The following is a 20,942-nucleotide window of genomic DNA, read 5'->3' as shown; positions in this document are numbered from 1 at the left end:
CGAATTGTGACAATTGTCATACAACTATGGGTATAGCATTTACTATGGAATGGATTGCCGATCCGTCAATCTGGGCCGGACTCGTCACGTTAATCGTGATAGAACTCGTTCTTGGCATTGATAATCTTGTTTTTATTGCCATCCTCGCGGAGAAATTACCTCCAGCCCAGCGGGATAAGGCGCGTATTACCGGGCTGTTATTGGCGATGGTCATGCGCCTGCTGCTGCTGGCATCAATATCATGGCTGGTCACGCTGACAGCGCCACTGTTTAGCATTCGACAGTTCAGTTTCAGCGCGCGAGACCTGATTATGCTCTTCGGGGGCTTTTTCCTGCTTTTCAAAGCCACGATGGAGCTTAATGAACGGCTGGAGGGGAAAGACAGTGACAACCCCACTCAGCGCAAAGGGGCAAAGTTCTGGGGCGTGGTCACACAAATTGTGGTGCTGGACGCCATCTTCTCGCTCGACTCGGTGATCACCGCCGTAGGGATGGTCGATCATTTGCCCGTCATGATGGCGGCCGTCATTATTGCCATTAGCCTGATGCTGTTGGCCAGCAAGGCGTTAACCCGATTTGTTAACAGCCACCCGACCATTGTGATTCTGTGTCTGAGCTTCCTGCTGATGATCGGCTTCAGCCTGGTCGCAGATGGGTTTGGCTTCCACATCCCGAAAGGCTATCTGTATGCCGCCATCGGATTCTCGGTCATGATTGAAGCATTGAACCAGCTGGCAATCTTTAACCGCCGCCGTTTTCTCTCTGCGAATCATACCCTGCGCCAGCGCACCGCCGAGGCGGTGATGCGTTTGCTGAGCGGACAAAAAGAGGACGCTGAACTGGATGCTGAAACGGCAGCGATGCTGGCGGATCATCATGAGGGTCAAATTTTTGCCCCGCAGGAACGCAGAATGATAGAGCGCGTACTGAACCTTAATCAGCGTACCGTCAGCAGCATCATGACTTCACGTCATGATATTGAACACATTGATCTCAATGCTCCCGAAGCGGAAATCCGCGCCTTGTTAGATAAAAACCAGCACACGCGTCTGGTCGTGACCGGAGAGGATGAGCAGGAAGAGCTGCTTGGTGTGGTGCATGTCATCGACCTTCTGCAACAATCGCTACGCGGCGAACCGCTCAATTTACGCGTGTTAATCCGCCAGCCGCTGGTGTTCCCGGAAACGCTGCCGCTGCTTCCGGCACTTGAGCAGTTCCGTAACGCCCGTACGCACTTTGCTTTTGTGGCCGATGAGTTTGGTTCCGTAGAAGGGATTGTGACGCTAAGCGACGTGATGGAAACCATCGCCGGAAACCTGCCTAATGAGGTTGAAGAGATCGACGCCCGCCATGATATACAGAAAAATGCCGATGGTTCGTGGACCGCTAACGGGCATATGCCGCTGGAAGATCTGGTGCAGTATGTCCCAATCCCTTTAGATGAGAAACGGGAATATCACACCATCGCTGGGCTATTAATGGAGTATTTGCAGCGCATCCCGAAAACCGGAGAAGAAGTACAGGTAGGCGACTATCTGCTTAAAACCTTGCAGGTTGAAAACCATCGGGTGCAAAAAGTCCAGTTGATACCCCTGCACAGTGAAGAAGAGATGGATTACGAAGTGTAAGTGATGTGCCGGACAACGACGCCAGCGCGCCGTTGTCCGGTTATGGATCAGAGTTTATCCAGCAGCTTTTTAACGTCCTTGCCGTTGCGACTGTCTTTATTGCGATCGGCCCAGTCGTTCAACCGGCGCTTCGCTTCATCCTGCATATGCTTACGCAGCAGTTGATCGACCTGCAGGCTGTAGTTCAGCGACTGCCACTTGCCATAGACCCTGAGCGGAACCGGTGTGGCTTTCAGGAAATCCGTCAGTTTGCTTTCGCCATTCCAACCGTCCAGCACACGAACGTTAAACTGTGTGTCACACTCTTGTTCGATAAGGTCTAACCAGCCTTTACCCGAAAGCGCCAGCATCGCAGACTGCCCTTCCATGTCGTCCAGCGTCACCTTGCCACTATCCAGCGTCAGGTTGGTAGCAAAACGATCCAAGCGGGTGACGTTATCAAGATCTTGCTGAGATTTCACATCGCCACCGCTGCGCTCAACGGCCTGCTGCACCATCTGTTGGAAGTTCATCCCTTCCATCCGGGTGTCGCTCATTTCAATCTGCGCCTCCCCTTGCCAGCTATGGCGAAACGCCTGAGCGTCTATATCGGCACCAGAAAAATCGCCCGTCATGGACAGTTTGCCGGTGAGGGCAATCGGGTAGTTAAAGGCTTTCAGGATAGTGCCAATCTCAACACCTTCCAGGCGTGGGTGAAAGACCGCGCGCGGCTGCGACTTTCTGGCATCCAGCGTACCGGGAAGCGAGATCAGGCCGCCGTCGCTTCTCCCCTGCAACTCAGTAATATTCAGCAGACCGGACTGATTGGCTATTTTTGCAGAGACATTTTCAAATGCCATCTTCCGCCAGAGCACTTTATCCGCCTGCAATGCGATATCCGCAGAAAACCCTTTGAGTCCTTGATAAGAAACCGCATCAACCTGAGAAGCGATGATCGGGCGTGCCAGCGTCGGCTGACTTTGACCTTGCTGTGCCCCACCGTTTGTCGCCGTCACGGGGTCGTCTTGCACGATCAGATTATCCAGATTGAGCTGACCAAATTTCAGGTCAACGGACCATTCCGGTTTATCCGCAAGCGAAACCAGAGCCTGCCCGGCGAGCGAACTGTCATTCGCGGTCAAATTAATGTGGCTAAAGGCGAGCTGTTTTTTATCTTCCTGCCATTGAACCTGTAGTTTTCCCTGGCCCCGTATCCCTTGCGACGGTAAGTCAGCACCCTGTAACTGCCAGTCCAGCTTTTCAATACTGGCCGCTAAGTTATGCGGATAGTCGGAAGCATCGACAGTGCCGTTAAACGATAACGCAAGGTCACGCTGGTCGCGGTTCACGCGACCGGAGAAATCAAATGTGCCGCGATGCTGGCTATCCTGTTCCATCTCCAGGCGAATATCGCGAACCGTCACCTGTTCGTCGTCTTCATGCTGGAAGACCAGCACGCTGTCCGCCACGCGCAGATGCGCAATATCAAACGACCAGCCACGGTCTTCTGCCAGATCTGGCAACATATTGTCATTCGGGGCAACGGGCGCATCTTCCCGGCGGACCGCTTCACTTTCCGGCGTCAGTTGAATAACCGCGCCTTTGAGCATGACTTGTTTGACGCTGAGCTGGTGGCTCAACAGCGGCCATAGCGCGACATCAAGGCGCATGTTATCGGCACGTACCAGCGGTTCACTGGCGCCTTCAGCCGTTAATACCATTCGCCCGGAGAGGATGCTCAGCTGAGGCCATACGTGCCAACGCAGTGGACCATCCAGCTGCAACTGATATCCGCTACGCGCAGCGACCTGGTTCACCATGTACGCGCGGAAATCATTCGGATTCACCAACAGTACTAACGCAGAAAAACCGGCCACCAGCACGACCAGAAGAATCATCAGCGTCGTCAGAAATCGTCTCATGCTATCCCCAATGGACTGACAAACGATCAGTCTTTATCAATCCGGCTGGCTACCGCGCCCTGCTGGTCACGATACTTCGCATCCTGGCGACGGTTGTAAGGTCGCGCAGCCGGACCGGAAAGCGGCTCAAAGCTCAGCGCGCCAATCGGCATGCCTGGGCGCAGGGCCAGCGGTAATTTCCCGGAATTGTAAAATTCAAGAACAATGCAACCTGACCAGCCCGGATCGATACGGTGCGCGGTAACGTGCACCATCAGACCCAGACGCGCCAGTGAAGAACGCCCATCCAGCCAGCCCACAAGATCGGACGGCAGCGTGACAGACTCCAGCGTGACGGCCAGCGCCAGTTCACCCGGATGCAGGAAAAAGGCCTCGCCATCGTCGAGGACAATTTCATCACTCATGACGCGGTCCAGCGCGGCGCTAACTTCATCTTTAGGTCCGCTCAGATCAATGTACGGTGCCGTATGACCGCGGAACGTGCGGAATTTGTTACCCAGGCGCACATCTACCGTTGCGCCATTGATTCGCTCGACAGGAGGACGTGGACTGATCGATAGACGACCTTCGTCCAACCAGGCTTCAATATCTCGATCACATAAACGCATGGCACTTTCTCCTTTCGTGCTTCAAACCCTTAACGCCAGGCGCGATAAGGGTGAACCAGGTTATCACTGAACGGTACACAATTCGCTGAACTTATTCAAAGAACTGACTGATTTTCGCCTTCAGAATATCGATGGCGATGCGGTTTTTGCCTCCGCGCGGCACAATGATATCGGCGTATTGTTTAGAAGGTTCAATAAATTGCAGGAACATCGGACGGACGGTTTTCTGGTATTGCGCCATCACCGAATCCATTGAGCGGCCTCGCTCATTGACGTCACGCTTGATACGACGCATCAGGCAGATGTCCAGAGGCGTATCAACAAAAATAGAGAAGTTCATCTCGTCCCGTAAACGTGCATCGGTCAGCAGCAAAATGCCTTCCAGAATAATCACTTTTTTGGGTTCAATATGAATCGTATCCTGGGTGCGCGTGTGTTCAACATAGCTGTAAACCGGTAATTCAATTGCTGAGCCACGTTTAAGTGTTTGCAAATGCTGAAACAACAAACTGTGATCCATCGCGTTCGGATGGTCGTAGTTCGTTTTTACACGCTCTTCCATCGACAGATGGCTTTGATCTTTGTAATAGCTGTCTTCGGGAATAACGCCAATATGTTCGTCACCCACTTGTTCACGCAATTCGCGATAAAGAGTACTGGCAATAAGACTCTTGCCGGAAGCCGATGCGCCGGCAATGCCGATAATGACGCACTGATGAGACTGATCAGTCATAAATTTAGCGACCTGATTAACCTGGATGTAAGGAAGGGCGGCGTCGAAACGCCAAACGCGGCAATTATAGGGATTTCAGCGGCGCGATGCCAGCCCATGCTGCACCAATGCTTCCCTGTCGCAAATTAAAATGGTCAGTTTTAAAGCAGGGACAATATTTATTCGCCCACCTTAGTAATTAATAGCTTGAGCGTGTTAATTTATGAGCAGCTGGCGTATAAATTGTAAAATGTTTGTACTAGCATAATCACACGTTAAACATGATGCGTCCGGCATCTCCTCCAGCGCGACATCAGCTATTCGGGTAGAGTGGTAATGAATAAACAATCTCAACATGTTTTAGTTACCTTACCCCATCCGCTACTGCGTCTGGCCAGTTTAGGCCTGGCGGTATTTATCTTTACGCTGTTCTCCCTGGAACTGTCGCGTTTCGGTACGCAGCTGGCGCCGCTGTGGTTCCCGACATCAATCATGATGGTGGCATTTTACCGTCATGCAGGACGGATGTGGCCGGGCATCGCAGTGGCTTGCTCATTCGGCAGCATCGGCGCTTCTTTACTGTTTTTCCCTACGGGGTCGCTCAACTTCACCTACACGAGCATCAATATTATTGAAGCGATTGCGGGCGCAATGTTATTGCGCAAGCTGCTGCCCTGGTACAATCCCTTACAAAATCTTAATGACTGGGTACGCCTGGCCATCGGCAGCGCCGTCGTCCCGCCGTTGCTAGGGGGCGCGTTATTATGGTTACTGCTCCCGGCAGAAACATCGCTAAACACATTTCTCATTTGGGTACTTTCTGAATCCATCGGCGCTATCGCGCTGGTACCATTAGGTTTACTGTTTAAACCGCATTATCTGCTTCGCCACCGCAATCCACGTTTACTGCTTGAGACCCTTATTACGCTGCTGGTGACGTTAACGTTCAGTTGGCTCTCCATGATGTACGTTCCATGGCCATTCACCTGCGTTATCGTTCTGCTGATGTGGAGCGCCGTTCGCCTGCCACGCATGGAGGCTTTTTTAATTTTCCTCAGTACCGTCATGATGGTCTCGCTGATGCTGGCGGCGAATCCTTCGCTGCTCTTCACCCCAAAAGCGAATGTCGCATCGAGCATGCCGTGGCTACCGTTTTTAATGATTCTGTTGCCGGCCAACATGATGACCATGGTGATGTATTCGTTCCGGGCGGAACGTAAACACATCTCTGAAAGCGAAACGCGCTTTCGTAATGCCATGGAATACTCTGCCATCGGCATGGCGTTAGTGGGAACCGAGGGACAATGGCTACAGGCCAACAAAGCCTTGTGTCAGTTTCTCGGCTACAGCCAGGATGAGCTACGGGCGCTGACCTTTCAGCAATTGACCTGGCCGGAAGATCTCAATAACGACCTCGAACAGCTGAACATGCTGACGCGTGGCGAAATCAATACCTATTCCATGGAGAAGCGCTATTACACCCGTGAAGGCGACGTGGTCTGGGCGTTGCTGGCCGTTTCACTGGTGCGCCATAGCGATAATACCCCGCTCTATTTCATTGCGCAGGTTGAAGACATCAACGACCTGAAGCACACCGAGTGGATGAATAAACGGTTGATGGAACGCATTACGCTCGCCAATGAGGCGGGCGGGATTGGGATCTGGGAGTGGGAGCTCCAGCCTGACGTGATCAGTTGGGATAAGCGTATGTTCGACCTTTATGAAGTCCCGGCGCATATCAAGCCCAGCTGGCAAGTCTGGTACGACTGCGTGGTACCCGAAGATCGCGATCATGCTGAAAATGTCATTCGTGACTCCCTGGCTGCGCGCAAACCCTTTAAGCTCGAATTCCGTATTGCCGTAAACGACGGTGTGCGGCATATCCGCTCGCTGGCGAATCAGGTACTGAATAAAGACGGCGAAGTTGAACGCTTACTCGGGATCAATCTGGACATGACCGAAGTGAAGCAGCTTAACGAAGCGCTGTACCAGGAAAAAGAGCGTTTGCACATTACGCTGGACTCCATCGGCGAAGCGGTGATTTGTATCGACGTGGAGATGAACGTCACCTTTATGAACCCGGTTGCCGAGAAGATGAGCGGCTGGCAGCAGGAAAGCGCGACAGGCATGCCGCTGCTGACAGTGCTGCACATTACCTTTGGCGATAACGGCCCGCTGATGGAAAACATCTACAGCGCCGACATGTCACGCTCGGCCATAGAGCAAGAAGTCGTTCTGCACTGTCGCAACGGCAGCAGTTACGATATTCAGTACAGCATTACACCGCTCAGTACCCTTGATGGCGGCAGCATCGGCTCGGTGCTGGTGATTCAGGATGTCACCGAGTCGCGAAAAATGTTGCGTCAGCTCAGTTACAGCGCGTCGCATGATGATCTCACTCAGCTTGCCAACCGAGTCAGTTTTGAGAACCACCTGAAACAATTGCTGCATACGGTACATGATTCCCATCAGCGTCATGCGCTGGTCTTTATCGACCTGGATCGTTTTAAAGCCGTTAACGATAGCGCCGGTCATGCGGCAGGCGATGCGCTGCTGCGTGAACTGTCTTCGTTAATGCTCAGCATGCTGCGTTCGAGCGATGTACTGGCGCGCCTTGGCGGTGATGAGTTCGGTCTGTTACTGCCAGATTGTAATATTGAAAGCGCCCGCTTTATCTCGGGTCGAATCATTAGCGCCATCAACGATTACCACTTTATGTGGGAAGGCCGCTTACACCGAATCGGCGCCAGCGCCGGGATTACCTTAATCGATGCGAAAAACCATGTCGCGACCGAGGTGATGTCTCAGGCGGATGTCGCCTGTTACGCAGCCAAGAATAGCGGCCGCGGACGCGTGTGCGTCTATGAGCCGCAACAGAGCCAGGCTCATGCCAAGCGAGGGATGCTGTCTCTGGATGAGCAACGCGACATGATCACCCACAACCCTATGTTAATGATCGCCCGGGCTGTCGCCTCCCCGCGCATTCCTGAAACATTTAGCTTCTGGCTACTCTCACTGCGCTTAGGCACACGCGAAGGCGAGTTTATCGATGAACAGGCCTTCCGCACCGGACTGAGCGATCCCGCGCTGAATCAGGCGCTCGACCGTCGGGTATTTAATGAGTTTTTCCAGCATGCTGCTCCGGCTGTCGCCAGTAAGGGACTCAGCATCGCCCTGCCCCTTTCTGCAACCGGTTTGCTCAATCCGCATGTTGTGGATTCCCTGCTGGAGCACCTGGAACAGAGTCCGCTCCCGCCGCGGTTGTTACATCTGAACATTCCGGCGGAAGTGATTAAGAACCATTCTGCGCAGGCGGTATCCGCGATTCACCGACTGCGTCAGGCGGGTTGCCGAATTATTTTAAGTCAGATAGGACGCGATTTAGAGGTCTTCGATAATCTGAAGTCCCACATTGCCGATTACCTTTTACTCGACAGCGAGCTCAGCACCAGCGCCCACGGCAACCTGACGGACGAAATGTGGGTTTCCATTATTCAGAGCCATGCCCAGCGCCTTGACATCAAAACCATCGCTGGCCCCGTGCAAATGCCGCTCATCATGGATTCTCTTTCTGGTATTGGCATCGATATGATTTACGGCGATATCATTGCCGATGCCCAACCGTTGGATCTGTTACTCAATACCAGCAACTTCGCTATCAACTGACGGTTGCCAGCCCTCCGTATACCAGATATGCAACAGCGCATAGGAACGCCACGGCTTCCAGCGCTCTGCATATCGCCGGATTTGCGCAGGCGTCATCCCTGGAAAGCGTTGTTTAATCAGATAATCATCCGGCAAAAAAACGTCCTTCGCCTGCCATCCGCGCAGCGCAAAGTAGTTGGCGGTCCAGCGCCCAATCCCCGGGAAAGTTTGCAAATGCTTCACACCTTGCTCGATATCCGACGGAGCAACCGTTTCGAGTGTGCCATCCAGTGCCGCCCGAGCCAGATGAATCAGCGCTTCGGCACGTTTGAGCGGCATACCTAAGGCTTTCAGATGCAACGGTTCGGCGACGGCCAGTATTTCGGGTCCGGGAAAGCAAACATAGTCCGGCGCGTCTACAAGCGTTTCACCATAGGCGCGAGCCACCTTCGCGGTCAATTTTGCCGCCATCGCCACGCTGACTAACTGCCCTAAAATCGCCCGAACGCCCTGTTCAAAGGCATCCACCGCCCCTGGCAACCTGAGCCCTGGCCGAGCGTCACCGAGGCTACCCAGCGCAGTGGCAATGTGTTGTGGGCAGCAATTAAGATCAAACAACCGCTCAATTTTTATCAGGCACTCGGAGGCAACCGGCTGTAGGCCCGGACTCAGCGTAATCTGCAGCCTGTTGGTTGCCAGGTCGGGGACGACACTCACCAGCCCACGGTGCTCACCGATGGCCAGGCTTCGCACATAATGCCCCTCCCCCACGGTTTCAATGCCCTCCACCGCACGGGCGGCCAGAAACCCTAACATCCAGGGCCAGTCGTAGGGAGGCTGCCAGCTCAGCGTTAACATGTACATTTCCTTTCGCAGCAAACCTACAGCATAAACGGTATCCGAACGATACGCCTTGCTTTCATATTCCAGTTGTCGGAACAGCGACATTTCGCTAAAGTCTCGCCCCTTCTTCACTGGCATGGGGATTTTTACTGTGTTTATTGGTTTTGACTATGGTACGGCAAACTGTTCAGTGGCCGTCATGCGCGACGGGCAGCCACATTTGCTCAAAATGGAAAATAACAGCACGCTTTTACCTTCGATGCTTTGCGCCCCAACGCGTGAAGCGGTAAGCGAGTGGTTATATCGTCATCATGATGTGCCCACAACCGATGACGAGACACAAGCGTTGCTGCGCCGTGCGATGCGCTTCAACCGCGAAGAAGATATCGATGTTCACGCCAATAGCGTGCAGTTTGGTCTGGCATCACTGGGGCAATATATCGACGATCCCGAAGAGGTCTACTTCGTTAAATCACCCAAATCATTTTTGGGCGCCAGCGGCCTGAAACCACAGCAGGTTGCCCTGTTTGAGGATTTAGTCTGCGCGATGATGCTGCACATCCGTAACCAGGCGCAACATCAGCTCCCCGAAGCGATTACGCAGGCTGTGATTGGCCGCCCGATTAACTTCCAGGGTTTAGGCGGTGATGATGCCAACGCCCAGGCTCAGGGCATTCTTGAACGCGCGGCGAAACGTGCCGGTTTTCAGGATGTGGTCTTTCAGTACGAGCCTGTCGCGGCTGGGCTGGATTACGAAGCGACACTGCAGGATGAAAAACGTGTACTGGTCGTGGATATCGGCGGCGGGACTACCGACTGCTCATTGCTGCTGATGGGCCCGCAATGGCACCAGCGAGCCGATCGCGAAAACAGCCTGCTGGGGCACAGCGGATGCCGCGTGGGCGGTAACGATCTGGATATTGCGCTGGCGTTTAAACACCTGATGCCGCTGCTCGGCATGGGAGGAGAAACGGAAAAAGGCATCGCCTTGCCTATTCTGCCCTGGTGGAACGCAGTCGCAATTAACGACGTGCCCGCACAAAGTGATTTCTACAGCACGGCCAACGGACGTTTATTAAACGATTTGATCCGCGACGCGCGTGAAGCCGACAAAGTGGCCCTGCTGCTCAAAGTCTGGCGCGAGCGTCTGAGCTACCGCCTGGTGCGCAGTGCGGAAGAGAGCAAAATCGCACTTTCCGGTCAGACAAGCGTCACCGCAGCCTTGCCGTTTATCAGCGACGAGCTGGCAACGGCTATCAGTCAACAGGGACTGGAGTCCGCGCTGAATCAACCACTGGCGCGTATTCTGGAACAGGTGCAACTGGCGCTGGATAACGCCCAGGAAAAACCGGATGTTATCTATCTGACTGGCGGCAGCGCACGCTCACCGTTGATCAAAAAAGCGCTGGCTGAGCAGCTACCGGGCATTCCGATTGCCGGTGGTGATGATTTTGGTTCTGTCACCGCCGGACTGGCTCGCTGGGCGGAAGTGGTTTTCCGCTAAGCGGCTCGCATGCTGAAAAGTGCGTGTATTGACATCACCGTTGCTGTGGCTTATTTTCAGGAGTGAGGGTTAGGGAGGGTTTTCCCATTATTAATTATATTAATCAATTAGTTAATATTGAATGGGATGCCTTGAGGGGTGCTGAACAAGCAACAAAAAACCCGCATTGCGCGGGTTTGTGGGTTATGCGTTGAATTGTTCAAATAGCTTGCGGCCTTCCCTTCTTGCGGTGTCTACCATCTCTGCCAGATCTTCCAGATGAACAAGACGGGGAGCCTTCTGGCTCTCTACCGTTCTGAAAGTTGGGAGCGGTAACTTGCCTATCCCGGCTCGGTAGTTTGCTGTGCTGGGTTCAATGCCAAGGTACTTTTTTGATACCTCATCCAGTGTTGGGGTGATCGTGTTGAACTCAGCTAACAAGTAAAACAGCGTATTGTTCATCAAGATTTATCACCTTTGAAAAACCGGTTTGCAACCTCCACCTTTACGTAACCCTGCACTTTACGCCCCCTTGCGTTAGCCAGTGCACAGATATCCCGGGTAAACTCCCCGTCAATCTCATACACCTCTGGCAGATGCTTGAGGCCATCAGCCCTGCGGCGCTCCTGTAGCTCTGCCTGAAGTTTAGCTATCAACTTGACGGCATCAGCCGCGAGCTCAACAATACCAACTGATGCAGTGCCCTCAGCACCACTCTCGTGTTCACCGTAAACATCGAAGTCATTATCATCAATGTCATCTGGCTCAAATGAAGCTAGCTCACTCAGGAACCACAAAACGTTGTCGCCGTAGTGCAGTTCGTCTGTTAGTTTGTTATTGGTCATTTAATCAATATCCCCATTAGCAATAACCTCTTTGTATGCAGCTAAACCCTTACTGGATACACTCAACTGCACCTCGTAAGATGACGCGAACGCCGGAGGATGCCGTAATAACCCCTCGTTAATCATTCCCCTAGCAACACGAGTACACCCTTCACCACCTACAGCCCAATACACGCGACCAGACGGCATCCCCATTACCAAACGCTCGCCGTCCATAATGCGGCGCAAAACTCTAAAGCGGGACATCGTTAGCTTTGCCATTCTGTTATCGCCCCTTATGGGGCGACCTCCGTTAAGCCGCGGCGCGTGATGTGCTGCCGAAAATTTTGTGGATGTGGTAGCCCCGCCAGTTCTCTTTGCAGAGCTCTATGGTGGTTTTGGCTGCGATGCTTAGCGGTTCCGCTTTCTCCAGTCGATAGAGCTTTTCACCACGGCTACCGATGCGCGTTACGGTTATGATCCCCTCCGCTTTGAGATGACAAAGAGCGGGTCTTGCTGAGTCGCGAATGCAGCCTATTTCACTGATGATTTGCTTCATGTTCAGTTGGCGATGCTTAATAAGCAGGGCGTGAATTTGGTTTTTGATGCTCACTTTTACTCACTTGGTTAATGTGATCGTAATAGGCGCGGATGCTGCCGAACTTGGCTATACGCTGGTTAATGAGTGCTACGGCTTTTTTTCCGTAGCGCGGGGAACCTAATCCCCGCACAGTGACGAAACTCACCCCTTAACGCCTTCGCAGTGGGATTTATCCAAACACCCTTCACAGCGGGATTTATCGCTACCCCCGCTGTAATCACATGACTGCCCCTCGAACCAGCCAACCCATGAATCAACAGAACGAGTACCAGCTCCATTTCTGATGGCCACTTCAATGGCACGAGATTTCAGAGACACCTTCGATAACCCGGCTACAATTTTCATTTACGATTCCCCTCAATCTTTGTGTTGATAGTTTTTAATGCATTCACTACCTTTGCCGGGTCATGGCTTGCGCAAGCAACCTGATATGAGTCGGCCTGGACGTTGACTGAACACCCTTCCCCAAGAGCAACAGCCTCGTTCTTGCCCGACTCGCTTTTAGCTACGCTACAACCCGATATTAGAAAAATTAAAATAAGTGATATTTTTCGCACAGCGCTCTCTCAGCCTCTTCACTGTAATTATTTGAATTAATTAACCCTCGCCGCTCTTTTGCGGCTGCTAAATATAGTCTTCTATCACTTCCATTCGGTTTTTTATTAAGACTGAAACTTATGTGGTTTTTTAACTTAGATGTTGCCAGTGCCTTTTTTGGTTCGTATCGCTTTAGCGTGTACAACCTATCCTTAGCCCCCCTGTCAGTTATAAATATTGGTCCAGCCTCAATATCATATGAACAAGCCCGCCTAAGAAACGTCTTTGAGTCCTTGAATAATTTACCCTCATCTATATTTAATAGGTTTGCTATTTCACTATTTAGCAACGGCTTTTCTTTTAGAAGCCTAATTACCCTTTGCGCCAGACCTGCATTCCCACAACTCACCAATGCCATTACCACCCCCAAAACGACCTTTAATCGCGCTCCGTCGCTCTTTGAGTGCCGCACCCATCATGGCTGCGAACCTACGCCCTTTGATTACCTTGCCGCTATCATAGATAGCCGTACACACTCTCAAAAACTCATGCTCCGCCGGAGTGGCAGCGGTGGATAGCTGCCTATCCCGGACTTGATTTGCTATATTCCTAACGGCTGCAATCTCTTTAATTAAACGAGTGTTAGCGCCTGAAATTAACTCGTTTTCACGAACCAGTTCAGCTATAGAAATATTATCTTGAACTGATTTTCTATTAAGATAAGCGACCTCACTCTCAAGATATTTAGCCCATGATTCACACTCCGCAATTCTGCGATTTGCATTGATTACTCTTTTCACCGCATTAATTATTTTTTTCATTTCGCTCCCTTAATTCATTGTTGATTGCATTAATCACTACCGAGTTATCTCTATTTCTCGGCATGCAGAATTCCCGCAAAGCAATGAGCCGATGTGACTCCATTGATTTTATAATGTGATTAAATGTTTCCCCGCTCATACCATTCGCACCTCTATTGTTAAAGTGCGTATGAGATAGCGCGTACCAGCTTTTGTTATTGAGGAAATCCTGCTTTAATTTTTTGTCAGATGTTACTTACTGTGAGTTTTAGTAACTCACGTTCTGAGCCGTAGTTAGTTGTAAAGTTCTTGTATCCCGAGTTCCCATGTATGGCTATTTTTCCAGCCCTCTTATCGTCGTGGCGATGATGACCAAGACAAAGACACAACACCTCATACCATCCACTACGCTGTGATACTCCTTGCCCATCTCTGATGTGGTGAATCTCCCCCGGGGTTCCCCACACTCCCTCCTGGACATAACAAGCCACGCACCCCAGCTCTGCCACCTTATTAACGTGTTCTTTCTCTGCTTTAGTCTGATGCTTTGCCATTTTTAGCAGCCTCCAGCGCAGCTCTTAAGCGTGGTGCTATTTCAGGGTTGATTACTTGAGCTGATTCACCGGCTTTTGCTATGTGCTGGCGTTCGCGCTCATTGGCCTGTTTTTTTTGTTTGTCCTGATTCATCTGCTGACCAATGCGAAACCAGAACTCACGATCTGTTTTCATCGCATCACCTCAAAGCTACGAGCCACCAACTCGCCCTCTGCGTTAAGCCACAGATCAAACCATACGCCAGTGGTGTTTTTGCCACGCAGACGCGCTGCAGCATTCTGGAAGCGCTGGAGTTGCTCAGTGGTAACACCGCTGTGAGTGCGGAAGTAAGAACCCGCCTGAGAGCGGAGGATTGATGCGCATACGTAATTTGACTGCTGGATTAAGGTTTTCACGTTCATTGCTCCTTTGGCTGATTTTGGGCAATAAAAAGCCCTCGCGAAGAGGGCTAATAAAAACGCTCCAGCTTCACTTTTATTTTTTAAGTTCTTTCTCTTTTAGTTCGCGGCGCGGGCTGTAGAGAACCCCATCAACAACGATGTAATCGCCGTTAATCCACTTAGTTATCGCCTGCGGCAAAACATCATTCACGCGAGCAAACTCAGCTCTGTTTCCATCAAAATATTTATCAATATATTCAGTAAGTTTCATAAACCCTTCGCCGTTTCGATATGACTATAATAATCATTTTTTGGTTATACCTACAAGCCAAATATAATCATTTTTTGGTTATTGATTTAATTCAGCACTTTTCGCAACTTTTGCCGCTTTCGCTATCGTTGGACGGCTAACGCCCATAGCCTTTTCAATCTGGCTATAGCTGCGGCCTGCCTTTAGCAGGGCTATGATAGCTGCCTGTTTGTCGAGATCCGCGCCGCGCCCCTTATACTTACCCTCAGCTTGCGCTTTTGCTATCCCCTGTTTTTGTCTGCGGCGTCTGTCCTCATAATCCTTTCTGGCTATTGCCGCCAGCATATCCAGCATCATGCTATTTATAGCGTCCAGCATGCGCCCGGTAAATTCATCTCCGCTAGCCACCAGCATATGAGAAGTAGGAAGGTCGAGGGCAACAACCCTGATCCCTTTCTCGCTAATTGCCTTTCTTAGCTTTAACCAATCATCGGTATTCAAGCGCGAAAGCCGATCCACTTGCTCAATGAGCAAAATGTCACCCTTTTGCGCCGCCTCCAAAATCCTGAACAATTCCGGCCTTTCAAGTTTTGCCCCGGATTCATTTTCCACATGCCAAATCGGAGAGCGTAACTCATGCTCATTGGCGAACTTCACCAAATCACCTTTTGCACGTTCTGCATCTTGGTCGTCAGTTGATGCCCTAAGATACCCAAAAACAACCGCTGCCATATTTTAACCCTTCGAGTTAATTTTAAGTCCCAATCCTAAACTAGTTAACTTTAAGTCAAAAACAGCACTAAACCAACAACGAAACGATTAGTTAATTTTGGTCATACCCATTTTTAACTAGTGCAAAAACAAAAAATCCCCCGAGTAGGGGGAATCTTTCGCAGTTGCGTTTTAGCTTCGCATCTTTATGACGTTCGTCTTTTTAGTGTACACGGTGCAGTTTGATGGAATGTCCTTATCAATAAACGACATCGCTCCAATAATTACATTATCCCCGATGGTTAGTTCGTCTGCGACGATGCAACTGTTAGCTCCAATCTCTACGTTATCACCTATTTTTATTCTTACTATTCCGTGTTTTTCGCCTATCGTTGTGTTTTGCCCTATTCGAAAATTTTTCCCAATCGTCACACCAGCATTAATCACAGCGCCATTAAAATGATAAACGCGCAGCCCGCCGCCAATCTTAGCCCCGAGCATGATTTCAGTGTTGTATTTTGAAACAAGCATGCGATTAATTTTTCTTGCCCACTTTGATCTCACCCTTCCACCTTGAAAGAAAAGACAACTGGCGATTCTCCACCACACAATGTATTTATTGGGGGGATCTCTCCAGCATCTAAGCAGAATCCTTCGCCACGAAAATGCCTTCCTCCCTTTTAGTATGTCCTCGCTCAACAGCTGTTTCATTTCATCGTAATGCCGACGCTTCTCGCTACTCACACTACCTATCCTCTACCAATAAAACCCCTATATAATGCGCGGGTTATGGCGGGTATTTTGTGATCATGTGTGCTAATTGTCTATACGTCCCAACCCCCCATAAAGAAAACCCGCACATCATGCGCGGGTTATGAGGTTGTTTTGTGATCATGTGTGCTAATTGCTCATGCGCTTGATTCCTTCCGTTCCGTATTCAAGCAGCATTATTGCCCGGTTTACTTCTCCAGCCTTTAGAAGACGATGTAATTCAAACATCATAGCCATCAGCTCTGCCACGGCGTTTTCTCTCTCCGCTCCTTGTTCCATGCGTCCCTCCTTTGAACCGGATTACTCCTGCGGGGTATTTTCAACAACCGGAACCACTATACCAGGGTTAAGCGCTAACAACTCTGCGTAAACCTCCGCTTTTACCTTTAACCTCATATCTTCCAGTGAAGCCTCTGTCGCTACTATATCCCACTGCGCCCATGTTCCGCTGTCTCCGTTGTGCGTCCTGTAGCATATTCCATTGTTGCTATATCCAAATGTCATTTGCGCCCGGTATCCGTTGGATAGCGATGCTATGTCTAGCGTTGCCCCTAAAAATGGTCCGCCGTTTGTTGTGTTACCCAATGGGTATGCAAAATACACGCTATTCATTGGCGCGTAGTTCATATCCCCGGTTAGGTAGTCGTCCCGGCTTGGATCATTGATTACTGTTCCGCGAGTTAGGCATGTAATCGGCTCTTGTGTGCTGTTTTCCGGATAGAACCATGAAATGTTGTTTGCCTTCCCGTCAGTGTAAAAGCGCTTCATGTAATCATAAATTACTTCACCATTTGTGGCGCTTACGTTTATGTTTGAGTAATCAGTGCTGATCTGCATGTCTCGACTGTCCGGCATGATCCCCATATAAGCATCGCGGGTTCCATCATCCTTTTTACGCCATTCCATATAGTTCCATTCTGTTTGGTCATCCCTGAACATCCTTATTGCCTGGTCAGCGTTCGGAGTATATATATCTATCCCTTTCGAAAACTGAATGGTGGATTTAGCGTCCGTCTGGCTTTTGACCTTCTCCCAAAGCGAAAGCAGTATTGATTGGCTGGCCTCTATCTTTTGCAGTTCCTTCTGAATCAGCCTGGCAACTCCCTGCAGATCATCCGGTACGTTGATTTGTGGTACTCGGTACAGGTTTGGTGCGCGTTCCGTTACTTCGCTTTGTGTTTCGCTTGATATCGCTTGCTGAGAACTGCGGCGCGGGGTTTGCTTTGACCGTAGACGGGCGTTCTGTTTTTGTAGTGCTTTGGCTTGCTCTGGTGTCATTGTCCGGTGCTCACTGTCTTAAATGTGATCCCCACTGGAATGGAACCCTGTCCAGCAATCTCCAGGCGGTAACCGTGGCTCTCCCCCTCCGCTCGCCATGTTGCGCGGCGCTGTCCTGTTAGGTTCATAGTCTGGTTATCCCACGTATAACCCGCATCAGGATTATCAGCCCTGCCAACGTAAAGCGTTACATCATTGGTTCCCCTGCCGTTAAGGTATGTTTCGGTAATCATGCTCCGATAACCAGTATTAAAGTCTAAGCCCCGGCGCTCTACATACGCCTGCAATGGCTGCACCTTCATAGCGTATGCTCCATTGCTGTATACCCAGCGTGATTCGCTACTTCCGATATTCAAAACATAAATACCACCAGCAGCACACGAACCGACCAAAACACCCTGTGAGATTTTAGCCGTAGTGGAATCCCACACCTCAGTAGCGTCGTCCCACATAGTGTTGTCGTCGTCCCACATTACCGGGTATGTCGAACTATCAGGCGCAATAGGTACAAATTCCACATCAAGGATGTAAGGTAGAGTTTTTTTACTCCATGTATTTTTTACGTAGTTGTAGGTTAGCGCGATAGACTTTGCGTAATCCCCAGCTTCCTGCTGGTCACCTGGAATCATCACCCATATCTCTGATAGCTCTGGATAACCAACCATGCGCACCTTGCCCATTCCAGAGTTATTAGCAGCATCTGATATAAAATCACGGACATAACCATCCGCAATTGATTTCCAGCTAACGGCGTCATGACGCACAACATCTGATCCGGTGAATACATAGTTGTAACCATGACAGTTAACAACGCACCCGAGATCAAGACATCCTAGATCTGAATAAACTGTTTTTGTGATAAATGGTGATTGGTCGTTACCGGACGGTGTCATGCTGAATGTCTCGCGCTCGGTGTACACGTAGAGAGTTCCGCCATTCTCGCAAGCGTCAATTATCTGGCTTTGCGTGGCAATATCCTGCCAACCCGCATATCCATCAATAACAGCCGCGGCGTAGTCCTCTGGCGTTCTGTTTGCTGCCGTATCATCCCAGTTGATTGGAAATGCGTTTTCCTGAGCAAATCCAGACCAGCGAACCCGGTTGGGCAATGGCACATCAACACCACCCGCAGACTCCTCAACCGTATTTAGCATTAATAGCCGGTTATCGAATGGAATCACTTTCTTGCAAGACCATCGCCGAGTAACAACAACCTGATCGCCTCCCGTTTGCTCCCCCCATCCCGGCAATGAATCAAACCCCGTCCAGTCGTAAGCCTTACCCAATGGTGCCTGTTCTGACATACCAAAAAACACACAGTTATTTATCTGCCCTTTGTATGTAGCCCATTGATTATCTATAGGCCAATTGGTCATCGCATCCGGGTAATAACCTTTCAGGTCTGGTGTATTCATGTTTTGAGATACCACAGACCACACTACAGCATCTCCGCTTGATGTTTTGGTGAGCATAAAAACAAGACGCGCTCCATTGCTAAAGCCATCAAAAATCACCGATATGACTTGCTGCGCCCACACCCCCCACTCCCCCTCGCCAGCAGGGGTTGTGTAATATGGTTCGTGATAGTTCCCCTGGTAACTCTCAATTTCTCGCCCATTGAACCGGACGTTAAGCACATCAGTAAACGCCTGGTCAGGCAACATTGTAGGGTCGCCGTCGAGCATTAGCCCGACAGCACCCAATTGCTGTACTGTCGGTTTTGTCATGCGGTGCGCTTCCAGATATAGCACCCGTAATACGGGTTGAAGAATGCTGTGCTGTCCGTAGCCGTTCCAGCACCGATTGTGACAGTACCTACTGGCGTACCCGCTGACACACTAGATGTTTGCTGCTCAATTTTCTGAAACGCATCATAGGTTGCGTCGATCTGCATTCCCGATCCCGAGTTTTGAATGAAGTCATAATCGTGTTGGTGCGGGGGCAAAGCCTCCATAGTCAAACTAAGCGTACTGGCTACAATTTGTGAATTTTGTACGCGCCAGTATCCGGCCTGATAGCCTGCCGAGTAGTTTTGTATGTAACCCTGACTATCAGTTGCAGCCCCCACACCAGCAATTAAGCCTGTTACCGCCTCCCATGTACCAAATCCCAAAATATCAGCCGGGTTGCGACTGTCTGTGTAGCTGCGGAATTCAGCCCCCGCCGGGTATTGAATCTGAAAAAACAGGGCAATGCTCATTGCGAGATTGGTATTCGCGTTAGCCTGGGCGATTGTTGGTGTAGCCACCGCCACCGCCGCCAGTGTTCCATCTGCTTTTTTCGGGTCGGTTAGATTGAAATTGCTCAGCGCTCCAGCCGTGGCACTGTTATCAATCCACGGCGTGTTAAGAGTGATGTTGTTGATTTGCTCCGGCGTTCCAGTTATCGGGGCGTTAGTGCCGGGAAAGGTGTTTTGCAGCACCTTTTTAATCATCCTTAGATTATCGTCGCCAATGTTTACCGGGTCTGATGGTCCGGTAGGCCAATCAGGCACTAAGGTGTCTATGTATGTAGCATTTTCCAAAGGCATTAGCGTTTATCCTCCAGGCGATCAACGTGCTTTTCCAACGTGTCGATTTTGTATTGATCAACCGCTTCAAACTTCACCAGAGTAGCCAGCGTGTCGCCCTCTTTGGCCTGAGTAGCTACAACCTGCGTTAGCTGTTCCTGTGCGCCTCCCACACGGGCACAGAACGCACCGATAGTGCATACGCCAGAAAACCCAATAAACGCCAGTGCGTACAGAATGGGGTGTGCTTTCTGCTTAGAAGTATCCACGGCGCTTTACCTTTGCTGTTCCGGTTTTCTGGAATTGGTCACGGATAGCGTTTAGCTCCTGAACCTCTTTATCTGCCATTGCTGACCATGAATTAGCGGCGTCACTATCGCGTGAGAACATCGCGCAATACGCCAGGCTGTACCAGAGCAGCGCGTTTTCTGCTGAGTCGGTGTAGGCATTGGTCTGAACGCCTTGAGAAATGCGCGGGGGTTTTTGATAGCCGGTAATAGTTAACGGTGCGGGTCTTACCAGCTCAATGCTGTTGCCGTTGGTGGCGTAGTGAAAATCGTACCCCGCCAACTCTGGACGGTTCGCCAGCGCCACGCGCAGCGCAGTGATATCCGCGTAAGTGGTGGCGGTTCCCACCAACCCAGCAACGGTAATGCTGTCAATGGTCATAAACTCAGATACATCAACACTGGTGGTGTCGGTGTTATAGGTTGCTGATTTACTCATAGCGCTAATTTTCAGCTCGCCATCCAGCTTGGTTTGAGCTGCGGCGATAAATTGCGGAATTGCGTTGATGGTCTGGCTGTCGGTACGGCCTGACCATGATTTAATGTTTGATACCAGGTCGTTGTATGTGGTGCTCATAATTCACCTGTAAAAAAGGCGGCAAGCGCCGCCCTTGTGGTT

General features: G+C 50.7%; 25 protein-coding genes. 3 read left to right on the top strand and 22 right to left on the bottom strand.

What is annotated here, in order from left to right; all coding sequences use genetic code 11:
- The first annotated feature begins 44 nt into the window (after positions 1–44).
- On the top strand, positions 45–1,628 hold the full coding sequence (locus tag N7268_RS14360) for a TerC family protein (protein ID WP_260863406.1): 1,584 nt from the start codon (positions 45–47) through the stop codon (positions 1,626–1,628).
- A 47-nt stretch (positions 1,629–1,675) separates the two neighbouring features.
- Here N7268_RS14360 and asmA read toward each other — a convergent pair whose 3' ends face one another.
- The 3 genes from asmA to udk form a co-directional block, all read right to left on the bottom strand.
- A complete protein-coding gene (asmA, locus tag N7268_RS14355; RefSeq protein ID WP_260863405.1) occupies positions 1,676–3,529 on the bottom strand; it encodes an outer membrane assembly protein AsmA in 1,854 nt (617 codons plus the stop codon).
- Between the two features lie 26 nt (positions 3,530–3,555).
- Positions 3,556–4,137 (bottom strand): dCTP deaminase, encoded by a 582-nt coding sequence (gene dcd / locus N7268_RS14350; protein ID WP_260863404.1) that lies wholly within the window; start codon positions 4,135–4,137, stop codon positions 3,556–3,558.
- A 91-nt stretch (positions 4,138–4,228) separates the two neighbouring features.
- Positions 4,229–4,870, bottom strand: coding sequence for a uridine kinase (gene udk / locus N7268_RS14345; RefSeq protein ID WP_003036776.1), 642 nt, complete (start codon positions 4,868–4,870; stop codon positions 4,229–4,231).
- A gap of 315 nt (positions 4,871–5,185) precedes the next feature.
- Here udk and N7268_RS14340 point away from each other — a divergent pair, with 315 nt between their 5' ends.
- Positions 5,186–8,515, top strand: coding sequence for a diguanylate cyclase (locus tag N7268_RS14340; RefSeq protein ID WP_260863403.1), 3,330 nt, complete (start codon positions 5,186–5,188; stop codon positions 8,513–8,515).
- Here the strand turns inward: N7268_RS14340 and alkA are convergent.
- Positions 8,483–9,352, bottom strand: coding sequence for a DNA-3-methyladenine glycosylase 2 (alkA, locus tag N7268_RS14335; RefSeq protein ID WP_260863558.1), 870 nt, complete (start codon positions 9,350–9,352; stop codon positions 8,483–8,485). The two genes, N7268_RS14340 and alkA, sit on opposite strands and share 33 nt — an antisense overlap.
- Before the next feature lie 136 nt (positions 9,353–9,488).
- On the opposite strand from alkA, the gene yegD reads away from it, so the two are divergent.
- The gene (yegD, locus tag N7268_RS14330; RefSeq protein ID WP_260863402.1) at positions 9,489–10,841 is read left to right on the top strand and encodes a molecular chaperone; all 1,353 of its coding nucleotides are present in this window, start codon (positions 9,489–9,491) and stop codon (positions 10,839–10,841) included.
- Positions 10,842–11,024: 183 nt separating this feature from the next.
- Here the strand turns inward: yegD and N7268_RS14325 are convergent, their stop codons facing one another.
- The 18 genes from N7268_RS14325 to N7268_RS14245 form a co-directional block, all read right to left on the bottom strand.
- The gene (locus N7268_RS14325; RefSeq protein ID WP_260863401.1) at positions 11,025–11,282 is read right to left on the bottom strand and encodes a pyocin activator PrtN family protein; all 258 of its coding nucleotides are present in this window, start codon (positions 11,280–11,282) and stop codon (positions 11,025–11,027) included.
- A complete protein-coding gene (locus tag N7268_RS14320) occupies positions 11,282–11,665 on the bottom strand; it encodes a hypothetical protein (protein ID WP_260863400.1) in 384 nt (127 codons plus the stop codon). The genes N7268_RS14325 and N7268_RS14320 overlap by 1 nt, the downstream gene beginning before the upstream one ends.
- Positions 11,666–11,926, bottom strand: coding sequence for a hypothetical protein (locus N7268_RS14315; RefSeq protein ID WP_260863399.1), 261 nt, complete (start codon positions 11,924–11,926; stop codon positions 11,666–11,668). It abuts the gene before it with no gap.
- Positions 11,927–11,957: 31 nt separating this feature from the next.
- Positions 11,958–12,257: a hypothetical protein gene (locus tag N7268_RS14310; RefSeq protein WP_260863398.1), complete on the bottom strand. Its 300-nt coding sequence runs from the start codon at positions 12,255–12,257 to the stop codon at positions 11,958–11,960.
- Positions 12,258–12,777: 520 nt separating this feature from the next.
- The gene (locus tag N7268_RS14305) at positions 12,778–13,200 is read right to left on the bottom strand and encodes a hypothetical protein (RefSeq protein ID WP_260863397.1); all 423 of its coding nucleotides are present in this window, start codon (positions 13,198–13,200) and stop codon (positions 12,778–12,780) included.
- On the bottom strand, positions 13,151–13,603 hold the full coding sequence (locus N7268_RS14300; RefSeq protein ID WP_260863396.1) for a hypothetical protein: 453 nt from the start codon (positions 13,601–13,603) through the stop codon (positions 13,151–13,153). Before N7268_RS14300 ends, N7268_RS14305 begins: the two co-directional genes overlap by 50 nt.
- A gap of 224 nt (positions 13,604–13,827) precedes the next feature.
- A complete protein-coding gene (locus tag N7268_RS25210; protein WP_409929190.1) occupies positions 13,828–14,136 on the bottom strand; it encodes a Ref family recombination enhancement nuclease in 309 nt (102 codons plus the stop codon).
- The gene (locus tag N7268_RS14295; protein ID WP_260863395.1) at positions 14,117–14,311 is read right to left on the bottom strand and encodes a hypothetical protein; all 195 of its coding nucleotides are present in this window, start codon (positions 14,309–14,311) and stop codon (positions 14,117–14,119) included. The genes N7268_RS25210 and N7268_RS14295 overlap by 20 nt, the downstream gene beginning before the upstream one ends.
- Positions 14,308–14,532, bottom strand: coding sequence for a hypothetical protein (locus N7268_RS14290; protein WP_260863394.1), 225 nt, complete (start codon positions 14,530–14,532; stop codon positions 14,308–14,310). Before N7268_RS14290 ends, N7268_RS14295 begins: the two co-directional genes overlap by 4 nt.
- A 79-nt stretch (positions 14,533–14,611) precedes the next feature.
- A complete protein-coding gene (locus tag N7268_RS14285; protein WP_260863393.1) occupies positions 14,612–14,788 on the bottom strand; it encodes a hypothetical protein in 177 nt (58 codons plus the stop codon).
- A gap of 78 nt (positions 14,789–14,866) precedes the next feature.
- On the bottom strand, positions 14,867–15,499 hold the full coding sequence (locus tag N7268_RS14280) for a recombinase family protein (protein WP_260863392.1): 633 nt from the start codon (positions 15,497–15,499) through the stop codon (positions 14,867–14,869).
- Between the two features lie 171 nt (positions 15,500–15,670).
- Positions 15,671–16,042, bottom strand: a complete 372-nt coding sequence (locus tag N7268_RS14275; RefSeq protein ID WP_260863391.1) for a colanic acid biosynthesis acetyltransferase wcaB — start codon at positions 16,040–16,042, stop codon at positions 15,671–15,673.
- A gap of 336 nt (positions 16,043–16,378) precedes the next feature.
- Positions 16,379–16,528, bottom strand: a complete 150-nt coding sequence (locus tag N7268_RS14270) for a hypothetical protein (RefSeq protein ID WP_260863390.1) — start codon at positions 16,526–16,528, stop codon at positions 16,379–16,381.
- Positions 16,529–16,549: 21 nt separating this feature from the next.
- On the bottom strand, positions 16,550–17,527 hold the full coding sequence (locus tag N7268_RS14265) for a hypothetical protein (RefSeq protein WP_260863389.1): 978 nt from the start codon (positions 17,525–17,527) through the stop codon (positions 16,550–16,552).
- A complete protein-coding gene (locus N7268_RS14260) occupies positions 17,524–19,254 on the bottom strand; it encodes a hypothetical protein (protein WP_260863388.1) in 1,731 nt (576 codons plus the stop codon). The genes N7268_RS14265 and N7268_RS14260 overlap by 4 nt, the downstream gene beginning before the upstream one ends.
- A complete protein-coding gene (locus tag N7268_RS14255) occupies positions 19,251–20,057 on the bottom strand; it encodes a phage baseplate protein (protein WP_260863387.1) in 807 nt (268 codons plus the stop codon). Before N7268_RS14255 ends, N7268_RS14260 begins: the two co-directional genes overlap by 4 nt.
- Positions 20,057–20,305, bottom strand: a complete 249-nt coding sequence (locus tag N7268_RS14250; protein ID WP_260863386.1) for a hypothetical protein — start codon at positions 20,303–20,305, stop codon at positions 20,057–20,059. Before N7268_RS14250 ends, N7268_RS14255 begins: the two co-directional genes overlap by 1 nt.
- The gene (locus N7268_RS14245) at positions 20,292–20,900 is read right to left on the bottom strand and encodes a hypothetical protein (protein ID WP_260863385.1); all 609 of its coding nucleotides are present in this window, start codon (positions 20,898–20,900) and stop codon (positions 20,292–20,294) included. Before N7268_RS14245 ends, N7268_RS14250 begins: the two co-directional genes overlap by 14 nt.
- Between the last annotated feature and the right edge of the window lie 42 nt (positions 20,901–20,942).

Origin of the sequence: Citrobacter sp. Marseille-Q6884 (genome assembly GCF_945906775.1) — a bacterium.
GTDB lineage: Bacteria > Pseudomonadota > Gammaproteobacteria > Enterobacterales > Enterobacteriaceae > Citrobacter.
This window is presented reverse-complemented; position numbering and strand designations above follow the sequence as displayed.

Excerpts from the sequence above, each read along its gene's own strand:
- N7268_RS14360 (WP_260863406.1), top strand. The coding sequence starts at position 45 with ATGGAATGGATTGCCGATCCGTCAATCTGGGCCGGACTCGTCACGTTA.
- asmA (WP_260863405.1), bottom strand. The coding sequence starts at position 3,529 with ATGAGACGATTTCTGACGACGCTGATGATTCTTCTGGTCGTGCTGGTG.
- dcd (WP_260863404.1), bottom strand. The coding sequence starts at position 4,137 with ATGCGTTTATGTGATCGAGATATTGAAGCCTGGTTGGACGAAGGTCGT.
- udk (WP_003036776.1), bottom strand. The coding sequence starts at position 4,870 with ATGACTGATCAGTCTCATCAGTGCGTCATTATCGGCATTGCCGGCGCA.
- N7268_RS14340 (WP_260863403.1), top strand. The coding sequence starts at position 5,186 with ATGAATAAACAATCTCAACATGTTTTAGTTACCTTACCCCATCCGCTA.
- alkA (WP_260863558.1), bottom strand. The coding sequence starts at position 9,352 with ATGTTAACGCTGAGCTGGCAGCCTCCCTACGACTGGCCCTGGATGTTA.
- N7268_RS14325 (WP_260863401.1), bottom strand. The coding sequence starts at position 11,282 with ATGAACAATACGCTGTTTTACTTGTTAGCTGAGTTCAACACGATCACC.
- N7268_RS14320 (WP_260863400.1), bottom strand. The coding sequence starts at position 11,665 with ATGACCAATAACAAACTAACAGACGAACTGCACTACGGCGACAACGTT.
- N7268_RS14315 (WP_260863399.1), bottom strand. The coding sequence starts at position 11,926 with ATGGCAAAGCTAACGATGTCCCGCTTTAGAGTTTTGCGCCGCATTATG.
- N7268_RS14305 (WP_260863397.1), bottom strand. The coding sequence starts at position 13,200 with ATGGCATTGGTGAGTTGTGGGAATGCAGGTCTGGCGCAAAGGGTAATT.
- N7268_RS14300 (WP_260863396.1), bottom strand. The coding sequence starts at position 13,603 with ATGAAAAAAATAATTAATGCGGTGAAAAGAGTAATCAATGCAAATCGC.
- N7268_RS25210 (WP_409929190.1), bottom strand. The coding sequence starts at position 14,136 with ATGGCAAAGCATCAGACTAAAGCAGAGAAAGAACACGTTAATAAGGTG.
- N7268_RS14295 (WP_260863395.1), bottom strand. The coding sequence starts at position 14,311 with ATGAAAACAGATCGTGAGTTCTGGTTTCGCATTGGTCAGCAGATGAAT.
- N7268_RS14285 (WP_260863393.1), bottom strand. The coding sequence starts at position 14,788 with ATGAAACTTACTGAATATATTGATAAATATTTTGATGGAAACAGAGCT.
- N7268_RS14280 (WP_260863392.1), bottom strand. The coding sequence starts at position 15,499 with ATGGCAGCGGTTGTTTTTGGGTATCTTAGGGCATCAACTGACGACCAA.
- N7268_RS14270 (WP_260863390.1), bottom strand. The coding sequence starts at position 16,528 with ATGGAACAAGGAGCGGAGAGAGAAAACGCCGTGGCAGAGCTGATGGCT.
- N7268_RS14265 (WP_260863389.1), bottom strand. The coding sequence starts at position 17,527 with ATGACACCAGAGCAAGCCAAAGCACTACAAAAACAGAACGCCCGTCTA.
- N7268_RS14260 (WP_260863388.1), bottom strand. The coding sequence starts at position 19,254 with ATGACAAAACCGACAGTACAGCAATTGGGTGCTGTCGGGCTAATGCTC.
- N7268_RS14255 (WP_260863387.1), bottom strand. The coding sequence starts at position 20,057 with ATGCCTTTGGAAAATGCTACATACATAGACACCTTAGTGCCTGATTGG.
- N7268_RS14245 (WP_260863385.1), bottom strand. The coding sequence starts at position 20,900 with ATGAGCACCACATACAACGACCTGGTATCAAACATTAAATCATGGTCA.